Source organism: Pandoraea pnomenusa, assembly GCF_000767615.3.
GTDB lineage: Bacteria > Pseudomonadota > Gammaproteobacteria > Burkholderiales > Burkholderiaceae > Pandoraea > Pandoraea pnomenusa.
The window spans coordinates 3604789-3627607 of the sequence record NZ_CP009553.3; the positions used below are offsets into that span (position 1 = coordinate 3604789).

Here is a 22819-nt window from a genome sequence, read left to right on the forward strand (position 1 = left end):
ACGGCGGGGAAGGAATGAATGCCGGATAGCGTACGGCCGGGCGTGGCCCGTGGCAAAGACCCAATATCGATGATTTTTTTGATGCCACGAGAATGCCCGGCGGCATCGCGGCGCGAAAACAAGGCGCCGCGCCGCGGGGCACGACGGATGCCGGCCGGCGCCCCTGCGCCACTGCGGCTCGAGCCGCTCGAGCGACGGGAGCGGATTGAGAGGTGTTAGAGGAACGACTTCGCCTGACTCAGGATCTTGTCGCACACCTGACGCGTGAGTTGCTCCTTGAGGCCACCGCCGTTCAGGTCGACCGTCTTGCCGTCGGGCGACGACAACAGGCCCTTCGCGCCGTCGAGATATCCGGGACTCGCCTCAGGCGAGCCCGACTGCGTGCCGATCTTGCCGAGGAGCTTGTCTTTCACGTCCGTGGCCGAACCGAGGTTCGCACCGCTCAGATAATTGTTCTTGATGCAGAACTGCAACACGCCGGTCGCGTTGCCGATGCTGCCCGAGGTCAGCGAGCCGGGCGATGCCAGGCCGCCCAGGCCACCGGCCAGACCACTGGTGTTGCCGCCGCCCGAGTTACCGCCGCCCACGGCGTTTCTGAGCATGTCGAGCTGGGCCTGCGCCGGCATCGGCGCCCCGAGGGTCAACGCCAGCGCGACGCCCGCGCTCACCGCGCCGAGCTTCGACCATCCCTTGAAGCCTGCATTTGCCGAATGTTCCGTGCTTCGCGACATACGCTCCTCCGTGAGGTGAATGACGTGGGGTCAGGTCGACTCACTATAGCAGGCCGTCGGCCGGGCACCTCGCCCTACGGTGCGAATGTCACGCGCCGCGGCTCGCGACTAAGCCAGCGCGGCGAACGTGTCGACGGTCTGCGCCAGGCTAACGCTGGCGTCAACGCCAGCATTCTCCTTGAGCAGGAAGACCAGGTGATGGCCCGCCAGCAACTCGATGCGACGATCGCGCGCAAATTCCTCAACGCCCTCGTCGAAGTTGCCGGTCGTGATCAGCATGCCGCGCGCCGCGCCGATCTGCTGCATCTCGGCGAGGATGGCGCGCGCTGCGGCCAGTGTCAGGCGCGCCGCCGGGTCCATCTCCCGATAGATGCGAACGACGACATCGCCGCCAAAAATCGGATGCGGATCCCACGCACGGCACGTGAGCATGCCTGGCTCGTCGCCCGGCAGCAGCGGTGGCCCTTCGAACCCGTGCGAGCGCAGCAGGTGGAACATCACCTGGGTGAAGTCCTTGTCGGGGAGCGTCATCAGATTGAAGCGCCGGTCCACCGCGACATCTTCGTCGGTGACGACCTGCGTCATGTCGACGCCCGCGACCGGCGCCACCGCCTCCAGCGCTTCCGGACGTGCCGACACACGCGCTCCCAGCCTGACCAGATGGGTTGCCGCGTCGCCTTCGCCCAGCGCGAGTGCCGCGAAATCGCCACGCGCCGCGTGCACGCTCGCCAGACACACGCGGTTCTCGCCATCGCTGGCGTAGACATTGAAAACGATCGCGTTCACGTTGCGCAGCGGATCGGCCGAAAAGAGTTCATGCAGCGAGCGCAGCACGATCTGGCGCAACGCCTCGCCGTATGCCTTGGCGCGAATCGCTTCGCTTGCGGGCACACCGTGTATGGCGGCTTCGGCGACGTTGTACCGATATTCGAGGGCGACGGGCACGGCCGCGTCGAGCGACGGCACGTCGTAACCGATGGCGAGCAGCTTGTGGTTCTCGACGAAATGCGCCGCCAGCGTTTGACGGAAGGCTTCGGGATACGGGCTTCGGCTGAGCACGATGCGCGCGTAGCGGGTGATCGCCGCGGCTTCGCCGCGCAGCAGCGCGCCTTCGAAGTCGGCTACCGCCGCGTTGTGATGCGCGCTCTCCACACGCGCCGCTTCGGTCGCCTTCTGCTGTGCGATCTGGAGAATCATCGAGCCCTGGGTACGACGGATTTTCGACGCCTCGTACTCGCGCTCCGCATGCACGAACTCGCTGCGCGCCTTCGCGACGGCCTGCTCGTACCGACTCGCCGCGCCGGGCATGGCCAACGCGAGACGCCCCGGCTTCTCGGGCGCGAACGTTTCCCACTCGGGCTTGGCCAGAATCTTCGGAAGATGCCGCGTGTCGAGGACCGGCGGCGTATTGCGGGCGCGCAGATCGGCGGGCGGGATACGCAAATCACGTGCAAGGCCATCGGCAAGCAAACGCTCCAGCCGCGCGACTTCAAATTTTGCGCGCGCGCCCAATGCCGCCGCTTCGGCCTGCCGCAGGGCAACCTGCACCTTCTCGCGGGCGGCCGGATCGGCGGCCGGCGCGTCGTCGGCGGCGCGCTGGGCCTGTTCCAGGGCGCGGACTTCCGCCAGCGAGCGCGCCTGCGACTGGGCGTGTTGCTGCTCACGCGTGTGTGCGGCGCGCCAGAATTCCCGCGCCAGACGATCGATGCTGCTCTCGAATCCCCGGTTCACTACTGCCCCCGCATGCGATATAGGTATTGTTCTGTCCGGTCAGGTGCCACGCCCGAACGGCTGATTATTATGTCGGGGCCGTGCGCCGGCGTTCCGTCCCGACCGGCAAAATCTGATATTTACGTAGGGGACGATTGTAGGACGATGCCCCCTGAACTCGCAAAGAAATCTTTCCGGGAATTTCCGCCAGCCCCGATGCAACATGACACAACTGCAACGCACTCGCGCTGACCGTCATCAAATCGCCACGGCGATCGCGCAAGCTCACTGCGTCTTCCGGGTCATCGCACTATGAACGATCCTGCTTCCGCCCCCCGGCCTGCGACGCCGCCATCGCGAACGGCCAGGCGCGCCCCAGGCGTGCACGACAGGTCCGACACGCCCGACACGCTCGACGGCCCCGACATGACCCGAACGTTCGGGTCGATCGATGCGGCCATCCTGCGTGCGGCATGGGTCAGTGCGCTGGCCTGCCTCGTGCTTGCGATGGCGGCCATCGTCTGGATCGACCGGCCGGTCGTGGATTTCGTGCATCTCCATACCCAAGGCAACCCGTGGATCCAGCACGTTGCCGAGTTGCCCTCGATCTTGTTCGTGCTCGCCTGGCCGACGTTCGCCGTCCTGGGGGCCATGCAGATATGGCGCGGCCGCCTGCCTGCGTGGGTGACCACCCTCTGGCTCGCCGGCGGCGCGGTGGGCGTTGCCAGCGTGCTCAAGCAGGCTTTGAAATTCGTGTTCGGCCGGACCTGGCCGGCCACCTGGATCCACGACAACCCCTCGTACCTTCGCGACGGCGTATTCACATTTCGCTTCCTCGCCGGTGACGGTTCGGCCTACGCATCGTTCCCGTCGGGCCATCTGAGCGTGATGCTCGCGTTCGCGACGGTGCTGTCGCTGCGCCATCGTTCACTGCATTGGCCCTGCGCGATCGCCGTCGCGCTCACCGCATTCGGGCAGATCGCCGCCGCCTACCACTGGACCAGCGACGCGCTCGCCGGTGCAGCGCTGGGGATCGCGGTCGGTACCGCGGTCGTGACGGCCTGGCAGCGATGGACGGCGCGCTGAGGGAATTCCCCTTTCGTGAATCGGTGGCGCCCCCGCATAATGGCGAATTGCCTACGCGCACCGGTATGGCGCGCCGCCTGATTCATGACTGCCGATCTGTTGCTCCCGCTTGTCGCCGGCGCCTGCGTGGCCGGATTCGTCCAAGGTCTGTCCGGCTTCGCGTTCAGCCTCGTCGCGCTCTCCTTCTGGGCGTGGTCGCTTCCTCCGACGGTCGCCGGCCCGCTCGCCGCCTTCTGTTCGCTCGTGGGCCAGTTGCTGGGGCTTCGCGCCGTGCGTCGGGCCGTGCCCCTCGAGCGGCTCGCGCCGTTCGTGCTTTGCGGACTCGTGGGCGTGCCGTTCGGGGTGTGGATTCTGCGCTACCTCGACCCGATCTGGTTTCGCGCGGGGATCGGTGCCGTGCTCGTCATCTACTGCTCGATTCTGCTGCTGGCGGCACGCCTGCCTCGCATTCGGCACGGCGGGCGGGCCGCCGACGGCGTCGTGGGCTTCATCGGCGGCGTGATGGGTGGCATTGGCGGACTGGTGGGCGTGGTCCCCACGCTGTGGTGCACGTTGCGCGGTTGGGACAAGGACATGCAGCGCGCGGTCATGCAGCTCTTCTTCATCGCCATGCACACGCTCACCATCACCCTGTACGTCGTGCATGGCGTGATCACGACGCAAACGCTGCATGTGTTCGCCATCGCCGTACCGTCGATGATCCTGCCGACGCTCGCCGGCGCCTGGGCCTACCGGTTTCTCTCCGACCACGCCTTCAGACGCATGGTGCTTGCGCTGCTTGCCTGCTCGGGCGTCACGCTGCTCATGGGCACCGTGCCGGAGCTGCTCGCGCGGTAGGAGCGCCAAACGCGCATGCATGTCCGGCGTTACGATGTGGAAATCGCCCGTCGCCCCGCACCGGGTTCGCGCCCGTCGCCCGCCATGTCCTCCTTGTCCGCCGCTGCCGCGTTTCCCGATCGTGCCGCCGCCGGCAACGCGCTTGCCGAAGTGCTCGCCTCACACGCGTTGCTCGCGCGCTGCGCCCCGCCGCTAGTGCTCGCCATTCCCCGCGGCGGCGTACCCGTGGCCCTGCCCATTGCCCGTCGACTGAACGGCACGCTCGACGTGCTGCTCGCGCACAAGCTTCGCGCGCCGCATCAGGCGGAGCTTGCCGTGGGCGCCGTCGATGAGTTCGGCGGCATCTTTCTTGCCGAGCACGCCCTTGCTCTCGGGGCCACCGGCACATATCTCTCGCACGAAACCGCGCGTCAACGCGCGCGCATCCAGCAGCGGCGACAGGCTTACACCCCCGGGCGCGGCGCGCCGCATGTGCGGGATCGGCCGGTCGTGGTGGTCGACGACGGCATTGCCACCGGCGCGACGATGATCGCGGCGTTGCGCGCGATGCGGCGTCTGGGCGCCACGCCGCTGCTCGCCTGCGCGCCAGTGGCGGCGCGCGAAGCCATTGCCCGCCTCTCGACGCTGGCCGATGCCGTCGTGTGTCTCGAGACACCGCACCCCTTCCATGCCGTGAGCGTGGCGTACAACGATTTCGTCCAGACAGACGATGCCACCGTCATCGCCCTGCTGGCGATGGCAGCCGATCGCCCCTAGGCGTTAGCGAAGTGCCGTCCCGAGGCGCTCAGGCCCAGTCGCGTCCCGACGCGTGCGCCCCCGCCCGGCGGCGTAGCGGCATCCCCCGCGATTGCACTACACTTGAGCCTGCTGTGCGACGTCGGCGCCACGCGATACCCCGGTACCTCGGTGGACGGCCGGCGCGGTGCGCAGGTGGCCGCCCGCCGGCCGCCTCATTCTGCTTCTTGCTGCTTCTTGTTGCTTCTTGCCGCTTCCTGCCGCCTCAGTTTCGACGGAGCCTGTGATGACGACGTCCCTGATTCTCAACGTAATCGGCCCTGACCGCCCGGGCCTGGTCAATGCCATCGCCGATCGCGCTACCGCCGCCGGCGCCAACTGGCTCGAGAGCCGTCTCGCGAATCTGGCCGGCCAGTTCGCCGGCATCATTCATCTGCAAGTCCCCGACGACAACATCGCGTCGCTCACGCAGGCACTGCATGCGCTCGAGACGCATGGCCTGAAGATCTCCGTCACGCCCGCGCAAAGCGCCGCCGCCGACCCGGCCGCGCGCACTCTCCAGCTCGACCTCGTGGGCCAGGACCATCCGGGTATCGTGAAGGAGATTTCGCATGTGCTGTTCGCGCGGGGCGTGAGCATCGACGAACTCGTCACCGAGTGCGTCGATGGATCGATGTCGGGTGGCACCCTGTTTCGCGCAACCGCCCGGTTGCATGTACCCGCCTCGGTCAGCACGGCATCGCTGCGCGAGACCCTGGAGAGCCTTGCCGACGATCTGATGGTCGACGTCGAACTCGATTCACCTGCCGGTGCCTGAGCGCGCGCCGATGAAGCGAGCCTTCCTGTTCGTCCTCGCGGCAGTTGCCATCCTCGCGCTGCTTTCACTGCTGCCCCTGCCCTTCGAGCGCCAGACTCACATCACGAACACCGTGACGCTGCGCGCGCCGCCGCAGGTCGTCTACGACTTCGCCACCACACCCGCCAACTGGCCGAAATGGCATCCGGCATCGCTCGCCGTGCAAGGCGCCACGGATCATCCGCTCAAACTGGGCGAAAAAGTCGCCGAGGAGTTTCGGCTTGCAGGCCGCCACGGCATTCTTCACTGGACGGTCGTCGATGCCAGACCGCCGTACACATGGCGCATCGAGGGCGAGGTCAACCGCCGCCCCGCGGGAGAGGTTCGCTACACGCTCACCCCCGACGGTACGGGCACGCGCTTCGAACGCGACTTCGTCTATCGCACGCCGAACCTGCTCTTCCTGATCCTCGACCCTATCTTCATCGGCCCGCGCGTGCGCGCCGAGTCGAAGCAAGGCGCCCGCCAACTCGAGCAGATCTTCGCGACGCTCGCGCCGGCCATTCCGGCGACGGCGTCGATGCCCGTAGCCGCAAGCGGCGTACCCGCGCAATAGCACCCAGGGCCTCGTCGCAACGACGGCAAGACTGACGGCGGCATGAGACCGGAGACGCCGTCGGGCGCACGTGGCGCCGTTGGCGTGGTCGAGCGTGCGACTACTCGTTGAACGTCGCCGACATTTTGTCCGCCGCCGCCTGAAGATCGGGCAGGAACGTCATCAACTTTTCCAGTGTGCAGTGCTGCGCGCTGGCCTGTACGGCAATGGCCGCACAGGCGCGGTTACGGTCGAGCATCACCGGCACGGCTACCGCGATCATGCCCGGCACGTGCTCCTCGTTGTTGGTGCCCACGCGACGCTTGCGCGTCTCGGTCAACTCCTCGCGCAGGTCTTCCAGGTCGGTGATGGTGTTTTCCGCCCGCGGGCGCAACGGCAGGTGCGCGATGAGCTTCTCGCGGCGCGCGCGCGGCAGAAACGCGAGCAGCAACTTGCCGCTCGCGGTGCAATGCAGCGGCACGCGCGAACCTGGCGAGAGTTTGAGCTGACGCGACCAGTCGGTCTCGATCCGGTCGAGATATACCAGGTCGTCGCCCGAGAGCATCGACAGGTTGCAGGTCTCGCCGAACTTGTCGACCAGCTGTTGCAGAATGCCGTGGCGCGCGGCCGCCGGCCCCACATGCATGAGCGCGTTCACGGCCATTGCCCGCACGCGCGACGACGGCTCGTAATGACGGCTGCCGGCCTCGCGGGTCACAAGCCATGCGGCTTCGAGCTGTTTGAGAATGCGGTGCACGGTCTGCTTCGGCAGACCGATGGCGGCAACGATCTCCGCCAGGGTCATCGGCGCACCGGCTGCACTGAGGATTTCGAGAATGCGAAATGCGCGGACGGCCGCGGCGTTCGACTGATTGCTCATGTCGGTACTTGGCTCTCGGGGTCGAGTTGTGTTTTAGGTCGTTATCGCTCGCGGCGGTCTCCCCCTTCTGCCCTCGCGCGACACGCCGCCGCCCAGCCCGTTGCCAACCGCATCAGGCTGCAGCACCGCCGTGCCGTCGCACCGCGACGTCCCGTTTTCCGCATTCTAGTGCGATTCTTCCAAGCTGACGATTCGAGACAAACCCGGAGATATTCGGAATACAAAATGCAAAACAAGAGGACCGGGACGCCGTCGGGCGTCCCGGTCCTCGCAATCGCCTCCGGCGGTACCCGCCATTCGCCGTCAGGACTTGCCGGACAGTACGCGCAAACGATGAATCAGACTCGACGTATCCCAGCGCGAGCCACCCAGCGCCTGCACATCCCCGTAGAACTGGTCGACGAGCGCCGTGACGGGTAGCGAAACGCCGGCGCGCTGCGCCTCGGCCAGACACAGCCCGAGATCCTTGCGCATCCAGTCGACGGCAAAGCCGTAATCGAACTTGCCGTCGATCATTGTCTGGCCGCGGTTGTCCATCTGCCAACTGGCCGCGGCGCCCTTGTTGATGACGTCGAGCACGAGCGGCATGTCGAGCCCGGCGCGCTGGCCGAAGTGGATCGCCTCGGACAATCCTTGCACGAGGCCGGCAATACAGATCTGGTTGACCATCTTTGCCAGTTGGCCCGCGCCGGCGTCGCCGATACGCGTGACGGCACGGCCATACGCGGAGAGCGTACCCGCGACACGATCGAAGGCGGCCACGTCGCCACCGCACATGATCGTGAGCACGCCATTCTTCGCGCCGGCCTCGCCGCCCGAGACGGGCGCGTCGACAAAATGCAGGCCTTGTTTGCGTGCCGCCGCATAGAGCTCGCGCGCCACGTCGGCCGATGCTGTGGTGTGATCGACGAAAACCGCGTCGGCCTTCATGCCGGCAAATGCGCCGTGCTCGCCGAGCACGATGCTGCGCAGGTCGTCGTCGTTGCCGACGCAGGCGGCCACGATGTCGGCATTACGAGCGGCCTCGGCCGGCGTGGCCGCGTGAGCCCCGCCGTATTCCTTGGCCCATTGCTGCGCCTTGGCGGTCGTACGGTTATAGACCGTGACCTGATGCCCCGCGCGTTGCAGGTGACCGGCCATGGGATAACCCATCACGCCGAGACCGAGAAACGCGATGCGCAGGGAGGATGCTTGCGATGAGGGGGAAGTCAATTCGAGGGCCTCGCAGGTGGAATCTTGATGAGAGACCGAACGGGGTGCCGATGGCGCCTTGCACACCCAGGGGTCCCGTCTGAAATACAGGGGGGCTTGCGAGACATCATTATAGAGACGGGCGGGGTTCGGGCGCCAGCGCAATCCCCCGCCACACGGGGCATTCGCGCGAATTCGCCCCAGAATGGTGCGCCGGCTGTCTTCCAATAATCATTCGTAAACATTGCCCGATCGTTTCCGTTTGAAAAATTCTGTTTCCGTGACTGGCGTTGGTGCCCGGTTCCGATACAATGCGCGGCATGGCTGATTTTGATACTTGTTGGTCAATTCGCGTTTACTACGAGGACACGGACGCCGGCGGCGTCGTCTTCTACGCCAACTATCTGAAATTCTTTGAACGGGCCCGCACCGAGTGGCTCCGTTCGCTCGGTATCGAGCAACTCGAACTGGCCCGCAATACCGGCATGATGTTCATTGTGCGCGCCACCGCGCTCGACTACCTGAGCCCCGCCCGACTCGACGATCTCGTCGTCATCAAAAGCCGCATCGAACGCCTCGGTGGCGCATCGGTCGACTTCCTGCAGGAAGCGTGGCGCGACACCCCCGACGGCAGCAGCGAACTGTTGGCGCGCGGCAGCATCAAAATCGGCTGCGTGCGCGCGGACACGCTGCGTCCGGGCAAGATTCCGGCGCATGTGCGTGCCGCCATGCAAGCGGCCACCAACGCCGCGCAGGCCGAGACCGCTCAGGCGCCAGGCCGCGCGCCCCGGCCGGCCGCCGCCTGACGCCAATGACAAGAATTCCGGTCATTCAATAACCACACCATGCCCGATCAAGACCTTTCCATCATTTCGCTGGTCATGCACGCCAGCGTGCTCGCCCAGGCCGTCATGGGCCTGCTGCTGCTGCTGTCGCTGCTCTCATGGACGCATATCTTCCGCAAGATCTTCGCGATCCGCCGCGCACGCACCCAGACCGAGCGTTTCGAACGCGACTTCTGGTCCGGCGGCGATCTGCAGGCGCTCTATCAAAGCGCGCTGAACAATCGCCACCAGACGGGCGCCCTCGAGCGCATCTTCGAATCAGGCATGCGCGAATACATCAAGGCGAGCGAGAAAGGGCTGAATGATCCTCACGCGATTCTGGACGGTGCGCGCCGCGCCATGCGTGCCTGCTATCAACGTGAAATGGACTCGCTCGAAGCCAACCTTCCGTTCCTCGCATCGGTCGGTTCGGTGAGCCCGTACATTGGTCTGTTCGGTACCGTGTGGGGTATCATGAACGCTTTCCGCGGCCTGTCGAACGTGCAACAAGCCACGCTCGCCAATGTGGCGCCGGGCATTGCGGAAGCGCTGGTGGCCACCGCCATCGGTCTGTTCGCCGCTATCCCTGCCGTGGTTGCCTACAACCGCTTCGCCACCGACATCGACCGGCTGTCGATCCGCTTCGAAAGCTTCATCGAAGAGTTCTCCAACATCCTGCAACGGCAGATTCACTAAGCACTCCGGGAGCGCCGAGACATGGCAGGTTCTATGCGCAACGCTCGCCGCGGCCGTCGCGCCATGGCGGACATCAACGTCGTGCCGTATATCGACGTGATGCTGGTGCTGCTCGTCATCTTCATGGTGGCCGCCCCGCTGGTGGCGCCGTCGATCGTCAATCTGCCGAGCGTCGCCAACGCGAGCCCGCAGCAGCAGACACCGCCGGTCGTCGTCAATATCGAAGCCGACAATCGCATGCTGGTGCGCTACAAGGATGGCGAGAACACCATCGAGCAGCGCATGAGCGGGGGCGATCTGACCGGCTTCCTGCAAGGCCGTCAGGCCGCGAATCCGGATCAGCCCGTCGTCATTGCCGCCGACAGGTCGGTGCGCTATGAAATCGTCATGAACGTGATGTCCGATCTCAAGGCCCAGGGCGTCAAGCGCGTGGGCCTGCTCGTCAAGCAGAAATGAGCCGCACCGTAGCCCGTTCCGACCGTCCCATTGGCCCGCGCAAGGATGAGCGCGGCACGGGTCGGGCATTCCTCCTCGCGCTGCTCATGCACGCGCTGTTGTTCGCGCTGCTCTTCTACGGCATGCGCTGGCAGAACAGCTCCCCCGCCGGGTCCGAAGCCGAACTGTGGACGCCCGCCGAAGTCGCGGAGCCCACGCCGCCCGTCGTGACACCGGCGCCCACGCCCGCGCCGCCGGCCGTGGCCGCACCCACGCCGCCGGCCGAAGACGCCGACATCGCCCTGCAGCAGAAGAAGCGCAAGCAGGAGCAGCAGGCCGCGGAACAGGCCCGCCTGCTCGAAGCCCAGCAGGAAAAGGCGCGTCAGGAAGCGCTCAAGCAAAAGCAGCTCGCCGAGCAGCAGGCGGCTGCGGAGCTCGCGCGCAAGAAAGCCGCCGAGGAAGCGGCGCGTCAGCAGAAGCTGGCCGACCAGAAGAAGGCCGACGAACTGAAGCGTCAAAAGGAAGACGAGGCGAAGAAGGCGGAACAACTGAAGCAACAGCAGCTGGCGGAAGCGCAGAAAAAGGCGGACGCGGAAAAGAAGGCCGCGGAAGACAAGGCCGCGAAGGCCAAGGCAGCGAAGGAAGCGGCGGCCCAGAAAGCCGCTGACGCGGCGCGTGCCGAACGCCTGGCTTCGCTGCGCGGCATGGCTGGCGGCACACCTGGCGCGCATGGTAACGGGCTGGGCTCGCAGGCCGGCGGCACCGGCTCCGGCGCGGGCGGCACGGCATCCGCCGGCTACGCCGACCGGGTGCGGGCCAAGGTCAAACCGAACATCGCCTATGGCGGTGACACCGAGGGCAATCCCACGGCCATCGTTGCGGTACGCCTCGCCCCGGACGGCAGCGTACTTTCGATGCAGCTGGTCAAGTCGAGCGGCAACCCGGCCTGGGATGCCGCCGTGCAGGCCGCCATCACCAAGTCCGACCCCCTGCCGCGCGACACCAACGGCAAAGCGCCCCCGAGCGTCAACCTGCGCTTTAGTCCAAAAGGCTGAGTCTGTTGTCAAACGGGAACGAAAACCGAGCGATGCGAGTCCATTTTCATTCGGATGTGGTAAAAATGGCGCTTGCACCGCGTAACTGACCAATCGAACGCATGCGAATTTCCAGTCAATATGCATGGCGTGCGCTGGTGGCCACCTGGCTCACCGCGGCTTGCACGATCGCCCATGCGCAGACACCGCTTACCGTCGACATCACCGGCGTCGGCACCAACCGATACCCGATTGCCGTGTCGAACTTCAAGGGCAGCGCGCCGACGGACATCGTGTCCGTCGTCAAGGCTGACCTGAGCAACAGCGGTCGCTTCAATCAGATCGACACCGGTGGCGCCGCCGTCGGCGTCGACGATTCGGTCGATCTCGGTACGTGGCGCGCCAAGGGCGCCAACGCCTTCGTCTCCGGCACCATCGTTCCGCAAGGCAACGGCAACTACCAGGTCAGTTTCCGTCTCTACGACGCCGTGAACGGTCAACCGCTCGGCGGCCTGGCCCTCACGTCGTCGCAGGCGAACCTGCGCCTGACCGCGCACAAGATCGCCGACTACATCTACCAGAAGCTGCTGGGCGATCGCGGGGTATTCGCCACGCGTCTGTCGTACGTGCTGCACAACGGCCCGAACTACCAGCTGCAGATTTCGGATTCCGACGGTCAGGACGCCCGCGTGGCGCTCAACAGCCGCGAACCGATCATCTCGCCGGCGTGGTCGCCGGACGGCACGAAGGTCGCCTACGTATCGTTCGAGAAGCGCAAGCCGGTCGTGTACATCCACGATCTGCCGACGGGTCGTCGCGCGGTGCTCGCCAACGAGAAGGGCAACAACTCGGCGCCGTCCTGGTCGCCGGACGGCAGCAAGCTCGCCGTGGCCCTCTCACGCGACGGCAACACACAGATTTACCAGGTCAACGCCAATGGCGGCGGCCTCAAGCGTCTTTCGCGCAGCAGCGCGATCGACACCGAACCGCAGTATTCCCCGGACGGCAAATGGATCTACTTCACGAGCGATCGTGGCGGTGGTCCGCAGATCTACAAGATGCCGGCCGGTGGCGAAAGTGCAGGCGGCGCGCAGCGCGTCACTTTCAAGGGGAGTTACAACGTCAGCCCGCGAATCAGTCCCGACGGCAAGTTGCTCGCGTTCATCGCGCGTCAGGGCGGCGCATTCAAGCTGTGCGTGCAGGATATGAGTACTGGCGATGTTACGGCTCTGACCGACACCAGCCACGACGAGTCACCGAGTTTTGCCGCGAACGGCAAGTACATTCTTTATGCAACGCAGTCAGGGGGCCGCAAGGTCCTCGCAGCAGTCTCGGTGGACGGGCAAACCCGGCAGATTCTTCAGGTCCGGGGAGGGGAAGTTCGCGAACCCTCCTGGGGCCCCTTTATGCAATAACATCAACAGCAACATCAATTGGAGGCTCATATGAGTTCCCTGCTTCGTAACATCCTCGCCATCTCTTCGCTGGCCGCTCTGGCCGCTTGCTCGTCGGGCGTGAAACTCGACGACCAGGCTAACGCCAACAAGGGTCAGACCACGACCGACGCCCGCGCCGTCGCCCCCGTCGACGCATCGGCTGACGAACTGAACAACCCGAACGGCCCGCTCGCCAAGCGCAGCGTGTACTTCGGCTTCGATTCGTACACGGTCGATCCGCAATACACCCCGCTGCTCCAGGCGCACGCACAGTTCCTGGCCAAGTACTCGCAACGTCACGTGCTGCTCCAGGGCAACACCGACCCGCGCGGCACGAGCGAGTACAACCTGGCCCTCGGCCAGCGTCGTGCCGAAGCGGTGCTGAAGTCGATGTCGGCCCTGGGCGCCAACACGAGCCAGATGGAAGCCGTGTCGCTGGGCAAGGAAAAGGCGACGGGTACGGACGAAGCCACCTGGGCTCAGGACCGTCGCGTCGACCTGGCTTATTGATTGAATCGTCATGACGTCTCGTTTGCTTAAAAACATCATCTGCGCGGCGACGCTCGGCACTGCGGTGCTGAGTCCGCTGGCGCATGCCGGATTGTTCGATGACGACGAGGCGCGCAAAGCGATCCTCGATATCCGCAGCCGTCTGGATTCGGACAAGCAGCGGATCGATGGTCTCACGCGCAACGTGCTGGATTTGAACAATCAGATCCAGCAGTTGCAGCGTGATCTGGCCGACCAGCGCGGTCAGAACGAAGATCTGAAAAACCAGCTTGCGAACCTGCAACAGAGTCAAAAGGATTTCTACACCGACCTCGACGGTCGCCTGAAGAAATTCGAACCGCAGCAGATGACCGTCGGCGGCGTTACCGGTACCGTCCAACCGGGCGAGAAGGATGTATTCGACGCCGCCCTGACGAAATTCCGCAATGGTGACTACAAGGGTGCGCAAACGGCATTCCGGACCTTCTCGGCGAAGTATCCTGACAGCCCGTATCAACCCGAAGCCCTGTTCTGGCTTGGCAATGCGCAGTACGCCAACAAGGATCTGAAGGGTTCGACCGCGACGCTGCAAGGGATCGTGACGAAGTACCCGACGAGCCCGAAGGCCGCCGAGGCCATGCTGGCAATCGCCAGCAACCAGGCGGAATCCGGGCAGACTGCGGCAGCGAAAAAGACGCTGGCGGAATTGGTGGCCAAGTACCCGGACACCGAATCGGCAGCGGAGGCCAAGAAGCGCGCGGCCAAGCTGAAGTAGAACGCCCCCCGGAAGGCTGCGCGAACCAGCCGTCCGTGTGAGGTCACTCGTCAAACGCACAACGCCGCCTTTGGGCGGCGTTGTCGTTTTCCGCGATTGCGGGAGACCTGCGCACCTCGCGTAGAATACGGACTTTCCAAGAACGGCCGGTCACGGCCGCTATCGTCCTCTCGCCTCATGACCGACGTCGATCTCACCGCCCTCTCCCACACGGTTGTGTGGCTCACCTTTGGCCTTGCCTTCATCTTCGGTGCCGTGTTGCAGCGCACGCACTTCTGCACGATGGGCGCGCTCTCCGACATCGTCAATATCGGCGACTGGAATCGCATGCGCATGTGGTGGCTGGCCATTGGCGTGGCGACCATCGGCACCGGCGTGCTTGCTTCGCAAGGCATCGTCGATCCGGTCAAGGCAATCTACACCACGCCGCGCTTCACCTGGCTGTCGTATCTGGTCGGTGGTTGGTTGTTCGGTTTTGGCATGGTGCTGGCCTCGGGCTGCGGCAGCAAGACGCTAGTGCGCATTGGCGGCGGCAATCTCAAATCGTTGCTGGTATTCGTGATGATCGGCTTGTCCGCCTACATGACCCTGAAGGGCCTGTTCGCCGTTTTTCGTGTGGCCGCGCTCGACAGCGTGCAAACGACGTTCGCCAATTCGCAGGATCTGCCGACCCTGCTCGGCGGCCTGTTCGGTGGGGACCTGCATCTCGCGCAGTTGGTGCTGGGCCTGGCAGTCGGCGGCGCGTTCGTGATCGCTGCACTGGCGCGACGCGACTTCTGGACCCTGGATAATCTGCTTGGCGGCGTGGTCGTCGGTGCGATCATCGTGGCCCTCTGGTACGTCTCGGGAAAGATCGGCTACGTGGCCGAGAATCCGAATACGCTCGAGGAGAGCTTCGTGGCCACCAACTCGGGCAAGATGGAAGCGTTGTCGTTCGTCTCGCCGCTGGCGTACACCATGTATTGGCTGATGCTGTGGAGCGACACGAGCAACGTGATCACGCTGGGCATCGCCAGCGTGCTCGGCGTGATTGCGGGGTCGTTCGCTTACGCCGTGGTCTCGCGCAATTTCCGCTGGGAAGGTTTTCAGGGCACCGAAGACACGGCGAATCACATGGTGGGCGGCGTGCTGATGGGTTTCGGAGGCGTGACGGCGCTGGGCTGCACGGTGGGCCAGGGGTTGTCGGGCGTATCGACGTTGGCGCTGGGCTCGTTTATCGCCATGGCGGCGATTCTCGCGGGCGGCATCTGCGCGTTCAAGTACCAGATGTGGCGAATCGAGCGCAGCGTTTGAGCGAAATTCGCGCGTGCTCGCGGGAAATGGCGGCGAAACGGACATATTCGCGTCACACTGCTATTGACACTATAACGCCTGCAACGCTATAATCTTTTTCTTCGTTGGGTCGTTAGCTCAGTTGGTAGAGCAGCGGACTTTTAATCCGTTGGTCGCAGGTTCGAATCCTGCACGGCCTACCAGAATACGAGAGGGGTTGCGAGAAATCGCAACCCCTTTTTCGTTTGCCGCGACCGGCTTCGCAACGCGCCGAAAATACTCGAATGCCGTGCCCGGCGGCCGGTACTTCGCATGCGACAATGCGAGGGCCAGCTTGTCCGAATCGTGAGATGGTGTAACGACGGCGACTCACGGCATGATTGCGGCGGCATCCCATCGAAGTCACTCTCGAAGACCCTGGGAAATACATCCGCCATTGCCTTGAATCTGCCCTACAATCGTGGCCCCGAAAGGCAAACCGGCACCGAATCTGCCCACACGAAGCGCTTACAGATTCGCAGCTTTCTCATTAGAACGATCTATGAAGCATAGTCTTTCCTCTCAAACGCAGCGCCGCCCCGGTGCGGCTGCTTTATGGAACGGCTTCGCCAAGGCATTTTTCTTTTTGACGCCGCTGACCTATGTGGCGGCGGAAGGCGGCGCCAGCGCGCTGTTCCTGGTTGCGTGTTGTGCTGCGATGTACGTTGTTATCAAGAACGTACGGGACCCGGAGCTCCAACCTTTCAAAATCAAGCCGGACGAATGGTTGTTCTGTGCCGCAATGTCCGCGCCGATTCTCGTCGTGCTGATCATTGAGATGTCGCATGGCAAGCTCGTTGGCAGGACACTGGACTCTCCCGTGCGTTTTTTGCTCGGCGTGCCGCTGTTTCTCGCCTTCCGTCGACTTCGTCCGAGCGCATTCGCAAGGCTGGATCTCTCGTTGTGCGTAGGTGCCATCGCATCGCTCGCCGCGTTGGTTCCCAGCTTTCCGGAGTGGGGAAAAGGTCGAGTGGAAAGCTACTTCATGAACCCGATTCACTTCGGCGATGTGGCCCTGCTGCTGTCGCTGTTGGTAGTGACGACGTACCGACGCGCGGATACCGTCGGTATGCTGGCCTTCAAGACGATAGCGGCGGCTTCTGCATTGTTCGCGTCGTTGCTGACCGGCTCACGAGGCGGATGGATTGCGCTTCCCGTTGTTGCGTTGGTCTACGTATGGAGCATCAATCGAGCCTTCACCTGGAAAGGCAAGACGGCGATGACTCTGGTCGCGACCGCCCTGATCGCACTGCCGATCATCTTTTCGCCGTGGATCGGTGAGCGCGTAGCGGCGGCGACGGCCGATCTCAGGAGCTATTCGCAAGGTCACCGGGACACATCCGTGGGCGTTCGCTTTCAGTTGTATGAATACGCGTTGCGGGCGATTGGCGACAATCCGATATCCGGCCTGGGCGCGGAAGGGTTCAAGCGAGGCATTCCGTCCCAGGTCGAGCTGGGGCGCCTTACGCCAATCGCCGGTCAGTTGGGGCTTGGCGAGGCCCACAACCAAATCCTCGCGTACGGAGCGGACTACGGAATCCCGGGCATCCTGGCATTGCTCGCCATCTACTTTGTGCCGTCAGTGCTGTTTCTTCGTGCGGCATCGCTTGCGCCGATCCGCAGCGCGCAACGCACGGCCGCCCTCCTCGGCTTGTGGACGTGCCTGGCATTCTTCATCTTCGGTCTGACCGTGGAAACGTTTAACCTGAAGTCGACCGTCTCGCTGTACGTCAGCCTCTTGGCGATATTTGCGGCGGCGAGCCAGATACGGGACGAAGGGCCAGTCGAATCGGTGTGAAATACCGACACTGCCAGACCGTATGCCGCTTCCACGACCGCATGCTTCCGGCAACGTCATGGCATCGAATTGACAAGCACCCGTCGGACAGAGGATCATCTGCGTCCGTATAGGTTATAAACCAATAAAAACGTTGTGAATCTCGGGGGTTACGATGAACGCGGGCGCATACATCATCAAAGAGGATTTTTTCAGCCAGGATGAGATGGCGACAATTGCCGATTTGGCAATCAAGCTGGGCGAATCCAAGACCGCCGTTCACCCCGACGGGAAATATGGCCACGTTCAATGGTTCAAGGTGCCGCTGACGCGTGAATCGCACAGCTTCGTGGACAAGATCTATTCATTCCTCGGTGCCGAGGCCGGCGGCCTGTGCGTTTTCTACTACCTGGCTCCCGGCGCCGTCCTGCACCCGCACCGCGATCTGACCGGCGCATCGGCCAACGCGCGAATCCGTTTCCACGTCCCGGTAATTACGAATCCCAAAGTTCGCTTTGAAGTGTCGCGTGAGCGCGTCACGATGAAGCCGGGCGAGCTGTGGACACTTGATACTTCTTATCTGCATAGCGTCAATAACGAAAGCGACGAAACGCGCGTTCATATCGTGATTGAATGTGATATCAATGAACAGGTTCGCGCCCACCTGAAACCCAAGACCTTCGCTAATCGATACCACGACGTATATTTCGCCGGTATTCTGGGCTTTTCGTTCCTCAAGGCGCTGGTCGTCAATTCGTGGCGTGATCCGAAATATTTCGTGCTGCAGTTGAAAATGATTGCGCGCTTTATCGGTTGGCGCTTCCTGGGAAAGAGTCGCAACGGCGAAATTTGATTGACCTCCCGGACAGTTGCTCCAAAATGGGTTGCGGTAAATCGCAGCCCATTTTTCATTCAGCAGGCCAATCTGATGACATCGGCAAGCCGACACGATTCCTGGTGGAAGAAGCTCATTGAACGCGAGTTCGTCCGCTTCCTGCTCGTCGGCGCGTCCAATACCGCGTTCTTCTACGCTGCGTATGCGCTATGCCTCAGGCTTATCGAGTACCGGCTGGCCTACACCGTCGCGTTTGCGCTAAGCGTCGTATTTTCGTATTGGCTGAACGCGCAGTTCGTCTTCCGCGTGAAGATGTCGCTGACCGGCCTGCTCCGCTTTCCCTTCGTGTACCTCGTCCAGTATGTGATGGGAATCGCGATGATGTACGTCCTCGTCGATCGCTTGAACGTGTCGGCCTATGTCGCCCCCATCCTCGTTGTCTGCCTGACCATTCCCATCACTTTCGCCCTCTCCCGACACCTGCTTCGCGGCGGACGTTCGCACTGATCAGCGCGTCTCAACCGGCCTGCGTTGCTGTCTTCACGACGAGCGCGGCACGCCCTGACGTCTCCCCCCCGCGACGCCCCGCCATGTCCGGGCTCGCCGGATCGATCACGGGAAGCCGGTGCTGCTCGATGTCCTGCACCACCTGGACGGCCGTGGCATCGATGCCGTCGGTGAGGGGCTTGGGATCGAGACCGATCGCCAGCACCATCACCGCCATGGCGCCCAGCAGCGCAAACTCGCGGCGGCTCACGTCGCCGAGCGACGCAACCCGCCCGTTACCCACGCGACCGAAAATCACGCGCTTGTACATCCCGAGCGTGTAGGCGGCACTCAGCACCAACGTCAGCGAGGCTAACGCACCGATCCAGAAATTGGCCTTGATCGCGCCCATCAATACGAGGAACTCGCCCACGAAGCCCGACGTGCCCGGCATTCCGACATTCGCCATCGAGAACAGCATCGCGAATGCGGCAAATCGCGGCATCGTGGCGGCCACTCCCCCATACGCGTCGATCGAGGCGCTTCCCGTACGGTCGTACAACATGCCGGTGCACAACAGCATGGCGCCCGAGACGATGCCATACGAAATCATCTGCATGACGGCGCCATCGGTACCCATCTCCGAGAACAGGAACAGACCGAGTGTGACCAACCCCATGTGTGCGACTGCCGAATACGCGAGCAGCTTTCGCAGATCGGTTTGCACCAACGCCACCAGACTCGCGTAGATGACGGCAATGAGCGACAGCACGACCATGACCGGCGCAAGGAAATGACTCGCATCGGGCAGCAGCGGCAAATTGAAGCGCAGCAGGCCGTAACCGCCCAGCTTCAGCATGCCCAGCATGACCGCCGCGCCGGTGGGCCCGTCAAGATGCACCTCGGGCAACCAGGTGTGCACCGGCCACATCGGCACCTTGACGGAGAACGCGCCGAGAAAGCCGATGAACAGCAGCACCTGCACCGCCAGGGGCAACTGCAGGGCCTGCCATCGTGCGATGTCGAAACTCTGCGTGCGCATGTACAGATAGAGCATCGAGAGCAGCATCATCAGTGAGCCGGTCAGCGAGAAGAAGAAGAACTTCACGGCGGCATGCGTGCGATTGAGGCGTCCGTACACGCCGATGAGCAGATACATCGGCAACAGCGTGGCTTCGAAGAAGACGAAGAACAGCATGCCATCCTGCGCAGTGAACACCCCCTGCATCACCCCGGAGAGCACGAGAAAGCTGCCGAAATACGCGCTCATGCGCGTGGTCACCGCGCGCCACGACGCCAACACCACGATCACGGTCGTCACGCCGGTCAGCGCGACCAGCCACAGCGAGATGCCGTCGACCCCGACGTGCCAGGACGCATCGAACGAATCGATCCAGCGAAAGCGTTCGACGAACTGAAGACTCGACACACCGGTTCGGAATCCATGGACCAGCGGCAAAATGGGGGCCGCCGACGCCAGGGCGGCAGCGAGCGACGTCCAGCGAACGACATCGGGGTGACGATCCCGACCCAGCAGCATGACGAGGGCACCGGCGACGATGGGAAGCCAGATGAGAAGCGACAGAATGGGAAACATTGGGGGACCTGATGGACTGCAACAAAAACCGGATGCCAAGGGGCAAAACCGTCGCAGCCAGGGACGAACCTCCCCCGCACGCCATGCCTGCGGCAAGGCGCGCAAATCAAGGCAAATCAATGCCGGCGGGAGGGGACGCCAGGCGCGGCGGCGTCAACGAAGGTCGCCAGCATACGCGCCTCAAATAAATTTTGCATCGCAGCAAATTTTACAAATGATTGCGCGACCTTCGGCCGACGGGACGGTCGGCGACGGGGCACAACACGGCCTGCCCACGCGCCAGTGCATCGCGACATCTCCGCACGCGCCGCCGACGACGTCGCTTTGAGGACGCATCGAACGCGTTAACGACGCCTTTCGGATTGTGAAGACAATGCGGCCGGGTCAGGCCTTCGGTCGGCGCAGATCGAACATCGGACCGATCTCGGCATAGTCGCCGAGATAGCCCGCGCGCATGACCGGATGCGCCTTCGCGGTATCGAACGTGCCGTCCTCGCGCAGGAACTCGCGCCGGATGTGCACTCCGACCACCTGCCCGAGGGCGAGCCAGTTGTCCATCGGCTTGCCGTCGAGTCCCTGCAAGCGCACGATCTGCAACAGTTTGCATTCGAGCGATGCCGGCGACTCGGCTACGTGCGGCACGCCGACATTCACGCCGGGCGCCTTGGTCAGCCCGGCCAGCTCGAACTCGTCGACCTCATGCGGCACCGGTGCGGACGTACGATTCATCTGTGCGACGAGCGACTTGCTGGTGAAATTCCAGACGAACTCGCGCGTCGCCTCGATATTGGCGATGGAGTCCTTGAAGCCTTCGCTGCAAAAGCCGATGATCGGCGGGAAGGTCGCGAACGCGCCGAAGAAGCTGTACGGCGCGAGGTTGACGCGGCCTTGCGCGTCGTGGCTGGAAATCCAGCCGATCACGCGCGGCGCGACAATGGCCTTGAACGGATCGTGGGACAGGCCGTGGCCCTTGGCGGGGTCGTAGAAGTGAACGTCGTTGGACATGAGGCGGCAGGACCGGAAAGGAAGCGTTACCGGAGATGCTAGCGCACTCCGTCAACTCGTGTGACATGGCGATCAGTCCGCTCCATACCGGACGCCGGGCGCCGCACGCCCGAGTCGTGTCACCAGTTCGCGATGCATGGGCCATCGCGAGGCGAGCGCCGCCGCATCGGCCATCTCGAAGTCCTCGAAGGCAAAGCCCGGCGCCACGGTGCAGCCGACGAGCGCGAACCCGGTCGACGGTGCAGGCTCCGCGGCGAACCAATGGCCGGCGGGCACCACATGCTGGACCCGCTCCCCGCCCGCGACGTCATGCCCGAGCCGGGTGGTGGCGAGCATGCCGCTTGCGTCGATCTCGTGAATCAACAACGTGCCGCCGAGATGAAAATGCCAGACCTCGTCGCTGCGGATGCGATGAAACGCGGAGAAATCCCCCGCTTCGAGCAGATAGAGAATCGCCGTGGAAATGTTGCGTGCCCCGGCAAAACCTGGCGCAAGGACTGTTTGCGGCAGGATGTCCGCGGCGCGATAGGTCTCGCGATAATGGCCACCTTCGGGGTGGGGCTGCAGCCCTAGCGACGTGACGAGTTCGGCGGCTGACGGCATATCGGGCTCCTGATCGACGGGTCGGACGAATGCCTCACACGATACCGCATCGGCGCGCGCCCCCGCCGTGCAGATACCAAAAGAATTACCAGGCAAAACAATCATTCCGACAGACAAAACGACCTTGCTTCCCCATGGGGAATCGCTCCCGCTCGCAAAGCGCCGTGGATCCTCGCGTGTGGCGTGACGACATGGGCCGCCGACGAGGATTCGTGATTTGTGCGACGATTGCCGTGTTGCGTCGCGCAAGGCGGCGCGTTTTTCATTGCAGGCGCCGCGACGGCGCCGTCATCACATGCCAGCTACGCTCAAGATCGATTTTGTCTCCGATGTCGCCTGCCCCTGGTGCGCGATCGGCCTTGCCTCACTGAAGACCGCGCTCGGCCGCCTGGGAAGCGAGGTCGAAGCCGACCTGCACTTCAGCCCGTTCGAACTCAACCCGGACATGCCCACCGAGGGCGTGCCGCTCGCCGATTACATGTCGCGCAAATATGGCCTGTCGCCGGAGCAACTCGCCCAGAATCAGGCGAACATCAGTGCACGCGCCGCAGCGGAGGGTTTCCCGATGCACATGGAGCTGCGCACGCATGCGTACAACACGTTCGACGCACACCGCCTGCTGCATTGGGCACAAACGCTGGGCAACGACAAGCAGCTCGCGCTGAAGGAAGCGCTGTTTCGTGCGTACTTCGTTGACGGCAAGCGCACGAGCGACCCCGATGTGCTCACCGACGCAGCGGCGCAAGCGGGGCTCGATACGACGCGGGCGCGGGAAATTCTCGCCTCGGACGAATACGCCGAACAGGTGCGCGCGCTGGAGCGTCACTACCAGAACCTGGGTATTCGCTCGGTGCCGGCAATCATCTTCAACAACCGCCACCTCGTGAGCGGCGGCCAACCGCCGGAAGTGTTCGAACAGGCCATCCGCCAGATTCTGGCCGAGGGCTGATCGACG

Annotated in this window: 24 protein-coding genes and 1 tRNA gene; 18 read left to right on the plus strand and 7 right to left on the minus strand. The window is 63.8% G+C overall.

Annotated elements, in window-relative coordinates:
• Nucleotides 1-215: 215 nt before the first annotated feature.
• Nucleotides 216-731: a YjjA family protein gene (locus LV28_RS40175; RefSeq protein WP_023596815.1), complete on the minus strand. Its 516-nt coding sequence runs from the start codon at nt 729-731 to the stop codon at nt 216-218.
• 108 nt (nt 732-839) lie between these two features.
• A complete protein-coding gene (locus LV28_RS40180) occupies nt 840-2462 on the minus strand; it encodes a restriction endonuclease (protein ID WP_038620569.1) in 1623 nt (540 codons plus the stop codon).
• 360 nt (nt 2463-2822) lie between these two features.
• Between LV28_RS40180 and LV28_RS40185 the strand changes: the two genes are divergently transcribed.
• From LV28_RS40185 to LV28_RS40205, 5 genes are all read left to right on the plus strand, one after another.
• A complete protein-coding gene (locus tag LV28_RS40185) occupies nt 2823-3527 on the plus strand; it encodes a phosphatase PAP2 family protein (RefSeq protein WP_048806581.1) in 705 nt (234 codons plus the stop codon).
• 84 nt (nt 3528-3611) lie between these two features.
• Nucleotides 3612-4364 carry a sulfite exporter TauE/SafE family protein gene (locus LV28_RS40190; RefSeq protein WP_023873640.1) on the plus strand — a complete coding sequence of 251 codons (753 nt, stop codon included), beginning with the start codon at nt 3612-3614 and terminating at the stop codon, nt 4362-4364.
• An 84-nt stretch (nt 4365-4448) separates the two neighbouring features.
• Nucleotides 4449-5120, plus strand: coding sequence for a phosphoribosyltransferase (locus LV28_RS40195; RefSeq protein WP_028730726.1), 672 nt, complete (start codon nt 4449-4451; stop codon nt 5118-5120).
• A gap of 265 nt (nt 5121-5385) precedes the next feature.
• A complete protein-coding gene (locus LV28_RS40200; protein ID WP_038620566.1) occupies nt 5386-5916 on the plus strand; it encodes a glycine cleavage system transcriptional repressor in 531 nt (176 codons plus the stop codon).
• A gap of 10 nt (nt 5917-5926) precedes the next feature.
• Nucleotides 5927-6511: an SRPBCC family protein gene (locus LV28_RS40205; RefSeq protein ID WP_023596821.1), complete on the plus strand. Its 585-nt coding sequence runs from the start codon at nt 5927-5929 to the stop codon at nt 6509-6511.
• Between the two features lie 100 nt (nt 6512-6611).
• On the opposite strand, the gene LV28_RS40210 is transcribed toward LV28_RS40205, so the two are convergent.
• Both LV28_RS40210 and LV28_RS40215 read right to left on the minus strand, forming a co-directional pair.
• Nucleotides 6612-7370 (minus strand): IclR family transcriptional regulator, encoded by a 759-nt coding sequence (locus tag LV28_RS40210; protein WP_023596822.1) that lies wholly within the window; start codon nt 7368-7370, stop codon nt 6612-6614.
• Between the two features lie 303 nt (nt 7371-7673).
• Nucleotides 7674-8582 carry an NAD(P)-dependent oxidoreductase gene (locus LV28_RS40215; RefSeq protein WP_031627331.1) on the minus strand — a complete coding sequence of 303 codons (909 nt, stop codon included), beginning with the start codon at nt 8580-8582 and terminating at the stop codon, nt 7674-7676.
• A 290-nt stretch (nt 8583-8872) separates the two neighbouring features.
• On the opposite strand from LV28_RS40215, the gene ybgC reads away from it, so the two are divergent.
• The 12 genes from ybgC to LV28_RS40275 all read left to right on the plus strand — a co-directional run bounded on the left by ybgC (nt 8873) and on the right by LV28_RS40275 (nt 18680).
• Nucleotides 8873-9367 (plus strand): tol-pal system-associated acyl-CoA thioesterase, encoded by a 495-nt coding sequence (gene ybgC, locus LV28_RS40220; RefSeq protein WP_023596824.1) that lies wholly within the window; start codon nt 8873-8875, stop codon nt 9365-9367.
• Nucleotides 9368-9406: 39 nt separating this feature from the next.
• Complete coding sequence (gene tolQ, locus LV28_RS40225; protein ID WP_023596825.1) at nt 9407-10081, plus strand: protein TolQ; 675 nt, start codon at nt 9407-9409, stop codon at nt 10079-10081.
• 21 nt (nt 10082-10102) lie between these two features.
• Nucleotides 10103-10537, plus strand: a complete 435-nt coding sequence (gene tolR, locus LV28_RS40230) for a protein TolR (RefSeq protein ID WP_038620563.1) — start codon at nt 10103-10105, stop codon at nt 10535-10537.
• The gene (gene tolA / locus LV28_RS40235; RefSeq protein ID WP_038620560.1) at nt 10534-11571 is read left to right on the plus strand and encodes a cell envelope integrity protein TolA; all 1038 of its coding nucleotides are present in this window, start codon (nt 10534-10536) and stop codon (nt 11569-11571) included. The genes tolR and tolA overlap by 4 nt, the downstream gene beginning before the upstream one ends.
• A 101-nt stretch (nt 11572-11672) precedes the next feature.
• Nucleotides 11673-12965 (plus strand): Tol-Pal system beta propeller repeat protein TolB, encoded by a 1293-nt coding sequence (gene tolB / locus LV28_RS40240; protein ID WP_023596828.1) that lies wholly within the window; start codon nt 11673-11675, stop codon nt 12963-12965.
• Nucleotides 12966-12995: 30 nt separating this feature from the next.
• Nucleotides 12996-13496: an OmpA family protein gene (locus LV28_RS40245; protein ID WP_023596829.1), complete on the plus strand. Its 501-nt coding sequence runs from the start codon at nt 12996-12998 to the stop codon at nt 13494-13496.
• Between the two features lie 10 nt (nt 13497-13506).
• Nucleotides 13507-14250 carry a tol-pal system protein YbgF gene (gene ybgF / locus LV28_RS40250; protein WP_023596830.1) on the plus strand — a complete coding sequence of 248 codons (744 nt, stop codon included), beginning with the start codon at nt 13507-13509 and terminating at the stop codon, nt 14248-14250.
• 177 nt (nt 14251-14427) lie between these two features.
• Nucleotides 14428-15543, plus strand: coding sequence for a YeeE/YedE family protein (locus LV28_RS40255; RefSeq protein WP_023596831.1), 1116 nt, complete (start codon nt 14428-14430; stop codon nt 15541-15543).
• A 106-nt stretch (nt 15544-15649) separates the two neighbouring features.
• A tRNA-Lys gene (locus tag LV28_RS40260) sits at nt 15650-15725 on the plus strand.
• 338 nt (nt 15726-16063) lie between these two features.
• Nucleotides 16064-17359: an O-antigen ligase family protein gene (locus LV28_RS40265; protein WP_081326909.1), complete on the plus strand. Its 1296-nt coding sequence runs from the start codon at nt 16064-16066 to the stop codon at nt 17357-17359.
• A 154-nt stretch (nt 17360-17513) separates the two neighbouring features.
• Nucleotides 17514-18191 carry an aspartyl/asparaginyl beta-hydroxylase domain-containing protein gene (locus LV28_RS40270; protein WP_048806579.1) on the plus strand — a complete coding sequence of 226 codons (678 nt, stop codon included), beginning with the start codon at nt 17514-17516 and terminating at the stop codon, nt 18189-18191.
• Nucleotides 18192-18266: 75 nt separating this feature from the next.
• Nucleotides 18267-18680 carry a GtrA family protein gene (locus LV28_RS40275; RefSeq protein WP_048806578.1) on the plus strand — a complete coding sequence of 138 codons (414 nt, stop codon included), beginning with the start codon at nt 18267-18269 and terminating at the stop codon, nt 18678-18680.
• A 10-nt stretch (nt 18681-18690) separates the two neighbouring features.
• Here the strand turns inward: LV28_RS40275 and LV28_RS40280 are convergent, their stop codons facing one another.
• From LV28_RS40280 to LV28_RS40290, 3 genes are all read right to left on the minus strand, one after another.
• The gene (locus tag LV28_RS40280) at nt 18691-20256 is read right to left on the minus strand and encodes a complex I subunit 4 family protein (protein WP_052408637.1); all 1566 of its coding nucleotides are present in this window, start codon (nt 20254-20256) and stop codon (nt 18691-18693) included.
• A gap of 384 nt (nt 20257-20640) precedes the next feature.
• Complete coding sequence (locus LV28_RS40285) at nt 20641-21261, minus strand: flavin reductase family protein (RefSeq protein ID WP_023596836.1); 621 nt, start codon at nt 21259-21261, stop codon at nt 20641-20643.
• Nucleotides 21262-21333: 72 nt separating this feature from the next.
• Nucleotides 21334-21864, minus strand: coding sequence for a cupin domain-containing protein (locus LV28_RS40290; RefSeq protein WP_023596837.1), 531 nt, complete (start codon nt 21862-21864; stop codon nt 21334-21336).
• A 295-nt stretch (nt 21865-22159) separates the two neighbouring features.
• Here LV28_RS40290 and LV28_RS40295 point away from each other — a divergent pair, with 295 nt between their 5' ends.
• Nucleotides 22160-22813, plus strand: coding sequence for a DsbA family oxidoreductase (locus LV28_RS40295; RefSeq protein ID WP_038622341.1), 654 nt, complete (start codon nt 22160-22162; stop codon nt 22811-22813).
• The last annotated feature ends 6 nt before the right edge of the window (nt 22814-22819 follow it).

What these genes read in the sequence shown, in the direction of transcription:
- LV28_RS40275 (WP_048806578.1), top strand. Translation starts at nt 18,267, where the DNA reads ATGACATCGGCAAGCCGACACGATTCCTGGTGGAAGAAGCTCATTGAA.
- LV28_RS40195 (WP_028730726.1), top strand. Translation starts at nt 4,449, where the DNA reads ATGTCCTCCTTGTCCGCCGCTGCCGCGTTTCCCGATCGTGCCGCCGCC.
- tolB (WP_023596828.1), top strand. Translation starts at nt 11,673, where the DNA reads ATGCGAATTTCCAGTCAATATGCATGGCGTGCGCTGGTGGCCACCTGG.
- LV28_RS40245 (WP_023596829.1), top strand. Translation starts at nt 12,996, where the DNA reads ATGAGTTCCCTGCTTCGTAACATCCTCGCCATCTCTTCGCTGGCCGCT.
- LV28_RS40190 (WP_023873640.1), top strand. Translation starts at nt 3,612, where the DNA reads ATGACTGCCGATCTGTTGCTCCCGCTTGTCGCCGGCGCCTGCGTGGCC.
- LV28_RS40205 (WP_023596821.1), top strand. Translation starts at nt 5,927, where the DNA reads ATGAAGCGAGCCTTCCTGTTCGTCCTCGCGGCAGTTGCCATCCTCGCG.
- LV28_RS40295 (WP_038622341.1), top strand. Translation starts at nt 22,160, where the DNA reads ATGCCAGCTACGCTCAAGATCGATTTTGTCTCCGATGTCGCCTGCCCC.
- LV28_RS40265 (WP_081326909.1), top strand. Translation starts at nt 16,064, where the DNA reads ATGAAGCATAGTCTTTCCTCTCAAACGCAGCGCCGCCCCGGTGCGGCT.
- LV28_RS40280 (WP_052408637.1), bottom strand. Translation starts at nt 20,256, where the DNA reads ATGTTTCCCATTCTGTCGCTTCTCATCTGGCTTCCCATCGTCGCCGGT.
- LV28_RS40175 (WP_023596815.1), bottom strand. Translation starts at nt 731, where the DNA reads ATGTCGCGAAGCACGGAACATTCGGCAAATGCAGGCTTCAAGGGATGG.
- ybgC (WP_023596824.1), top strand. Translation starts at nt 8,873, where the DNA reads ATGCGCGGCATGGCTGATTTTGATACTTGTTGGTCAATTCGCGTTTAC.
- LV28_RS40270 (WP_048806579.1), top strand. Translation starts at nt 17,514, where the DNA reads ATGAACGCGGGCGCATACATCATCAAAGAGGATTTTTTCAGCCAGGAT.
- tolR (WP_038620563.1), top strand. Translation starts at nt 10,103, where the DNA reads ATGGCAGGTTCTATGCGCAACGCTCGCCGCGGCCGTCGCGCCATGGCG.
- tolA (WP_038620560.1), top strand. Translation starts at nt 10,534, where the DNA reads ATGAGCCGCACCGTAGCCCGTTCCGACCGTCCCATTGGCCCGCGCAAG.
- LV28_RS40200 (WP_038620566.1), top strand. Translation starts at nt 5,386, where the DNA reads ATGACGACGTCCCTGATTCTCAACGTAATCGGCCCTGACCGCCCGGGC.
- LV28_RS40210 (WP_023596822.1), bottom strand. Translation starts at nt 7,370, where the DNA reads ATGAGCAATCAGTCGAACGCCGCGGCCGTCCGCGCATTTCGCATTCTC.
- LV28_RS40290 (WP_023596837.1), bottom strand. Translation starts at nt 21,864, where the DNA reads ATGCCGTCAGCCGCCGAACTCGTCACGTCGCTAGGGCTGCAGCCCCAC.
- LV28_RS40285 (WP_023596836.1), bottom strand. Translation starts at nt 21,261, where the DNA reads ATGTCCAACGACGTTCACTTCTACGACCCCGCCAAGGGCCACGGCCTG.
- ybgF (WP_023596830.1), top strand. Translation starts at nt 13,507, where the DNA reads ATGACGTCTCGTTTGCTTAAAAACATCATCTGCGCGGCGACGCTCGGC.
- LV28_RS40255 (WP_023596831.1), top strand. Translation starts at nt 14,428, where the DNA reads ATGACCGACGTCGATCTCACCGCCCTCTCCCACACGGTTGTGTGGCTC.
- tolQ (WP_023596825.1), top strand. Translation starts at nt 9,407, where the DNA reads ATGCCCGATCAAGACCTTTCCATCATTTCGCTGGTCATGCACGCCAGC.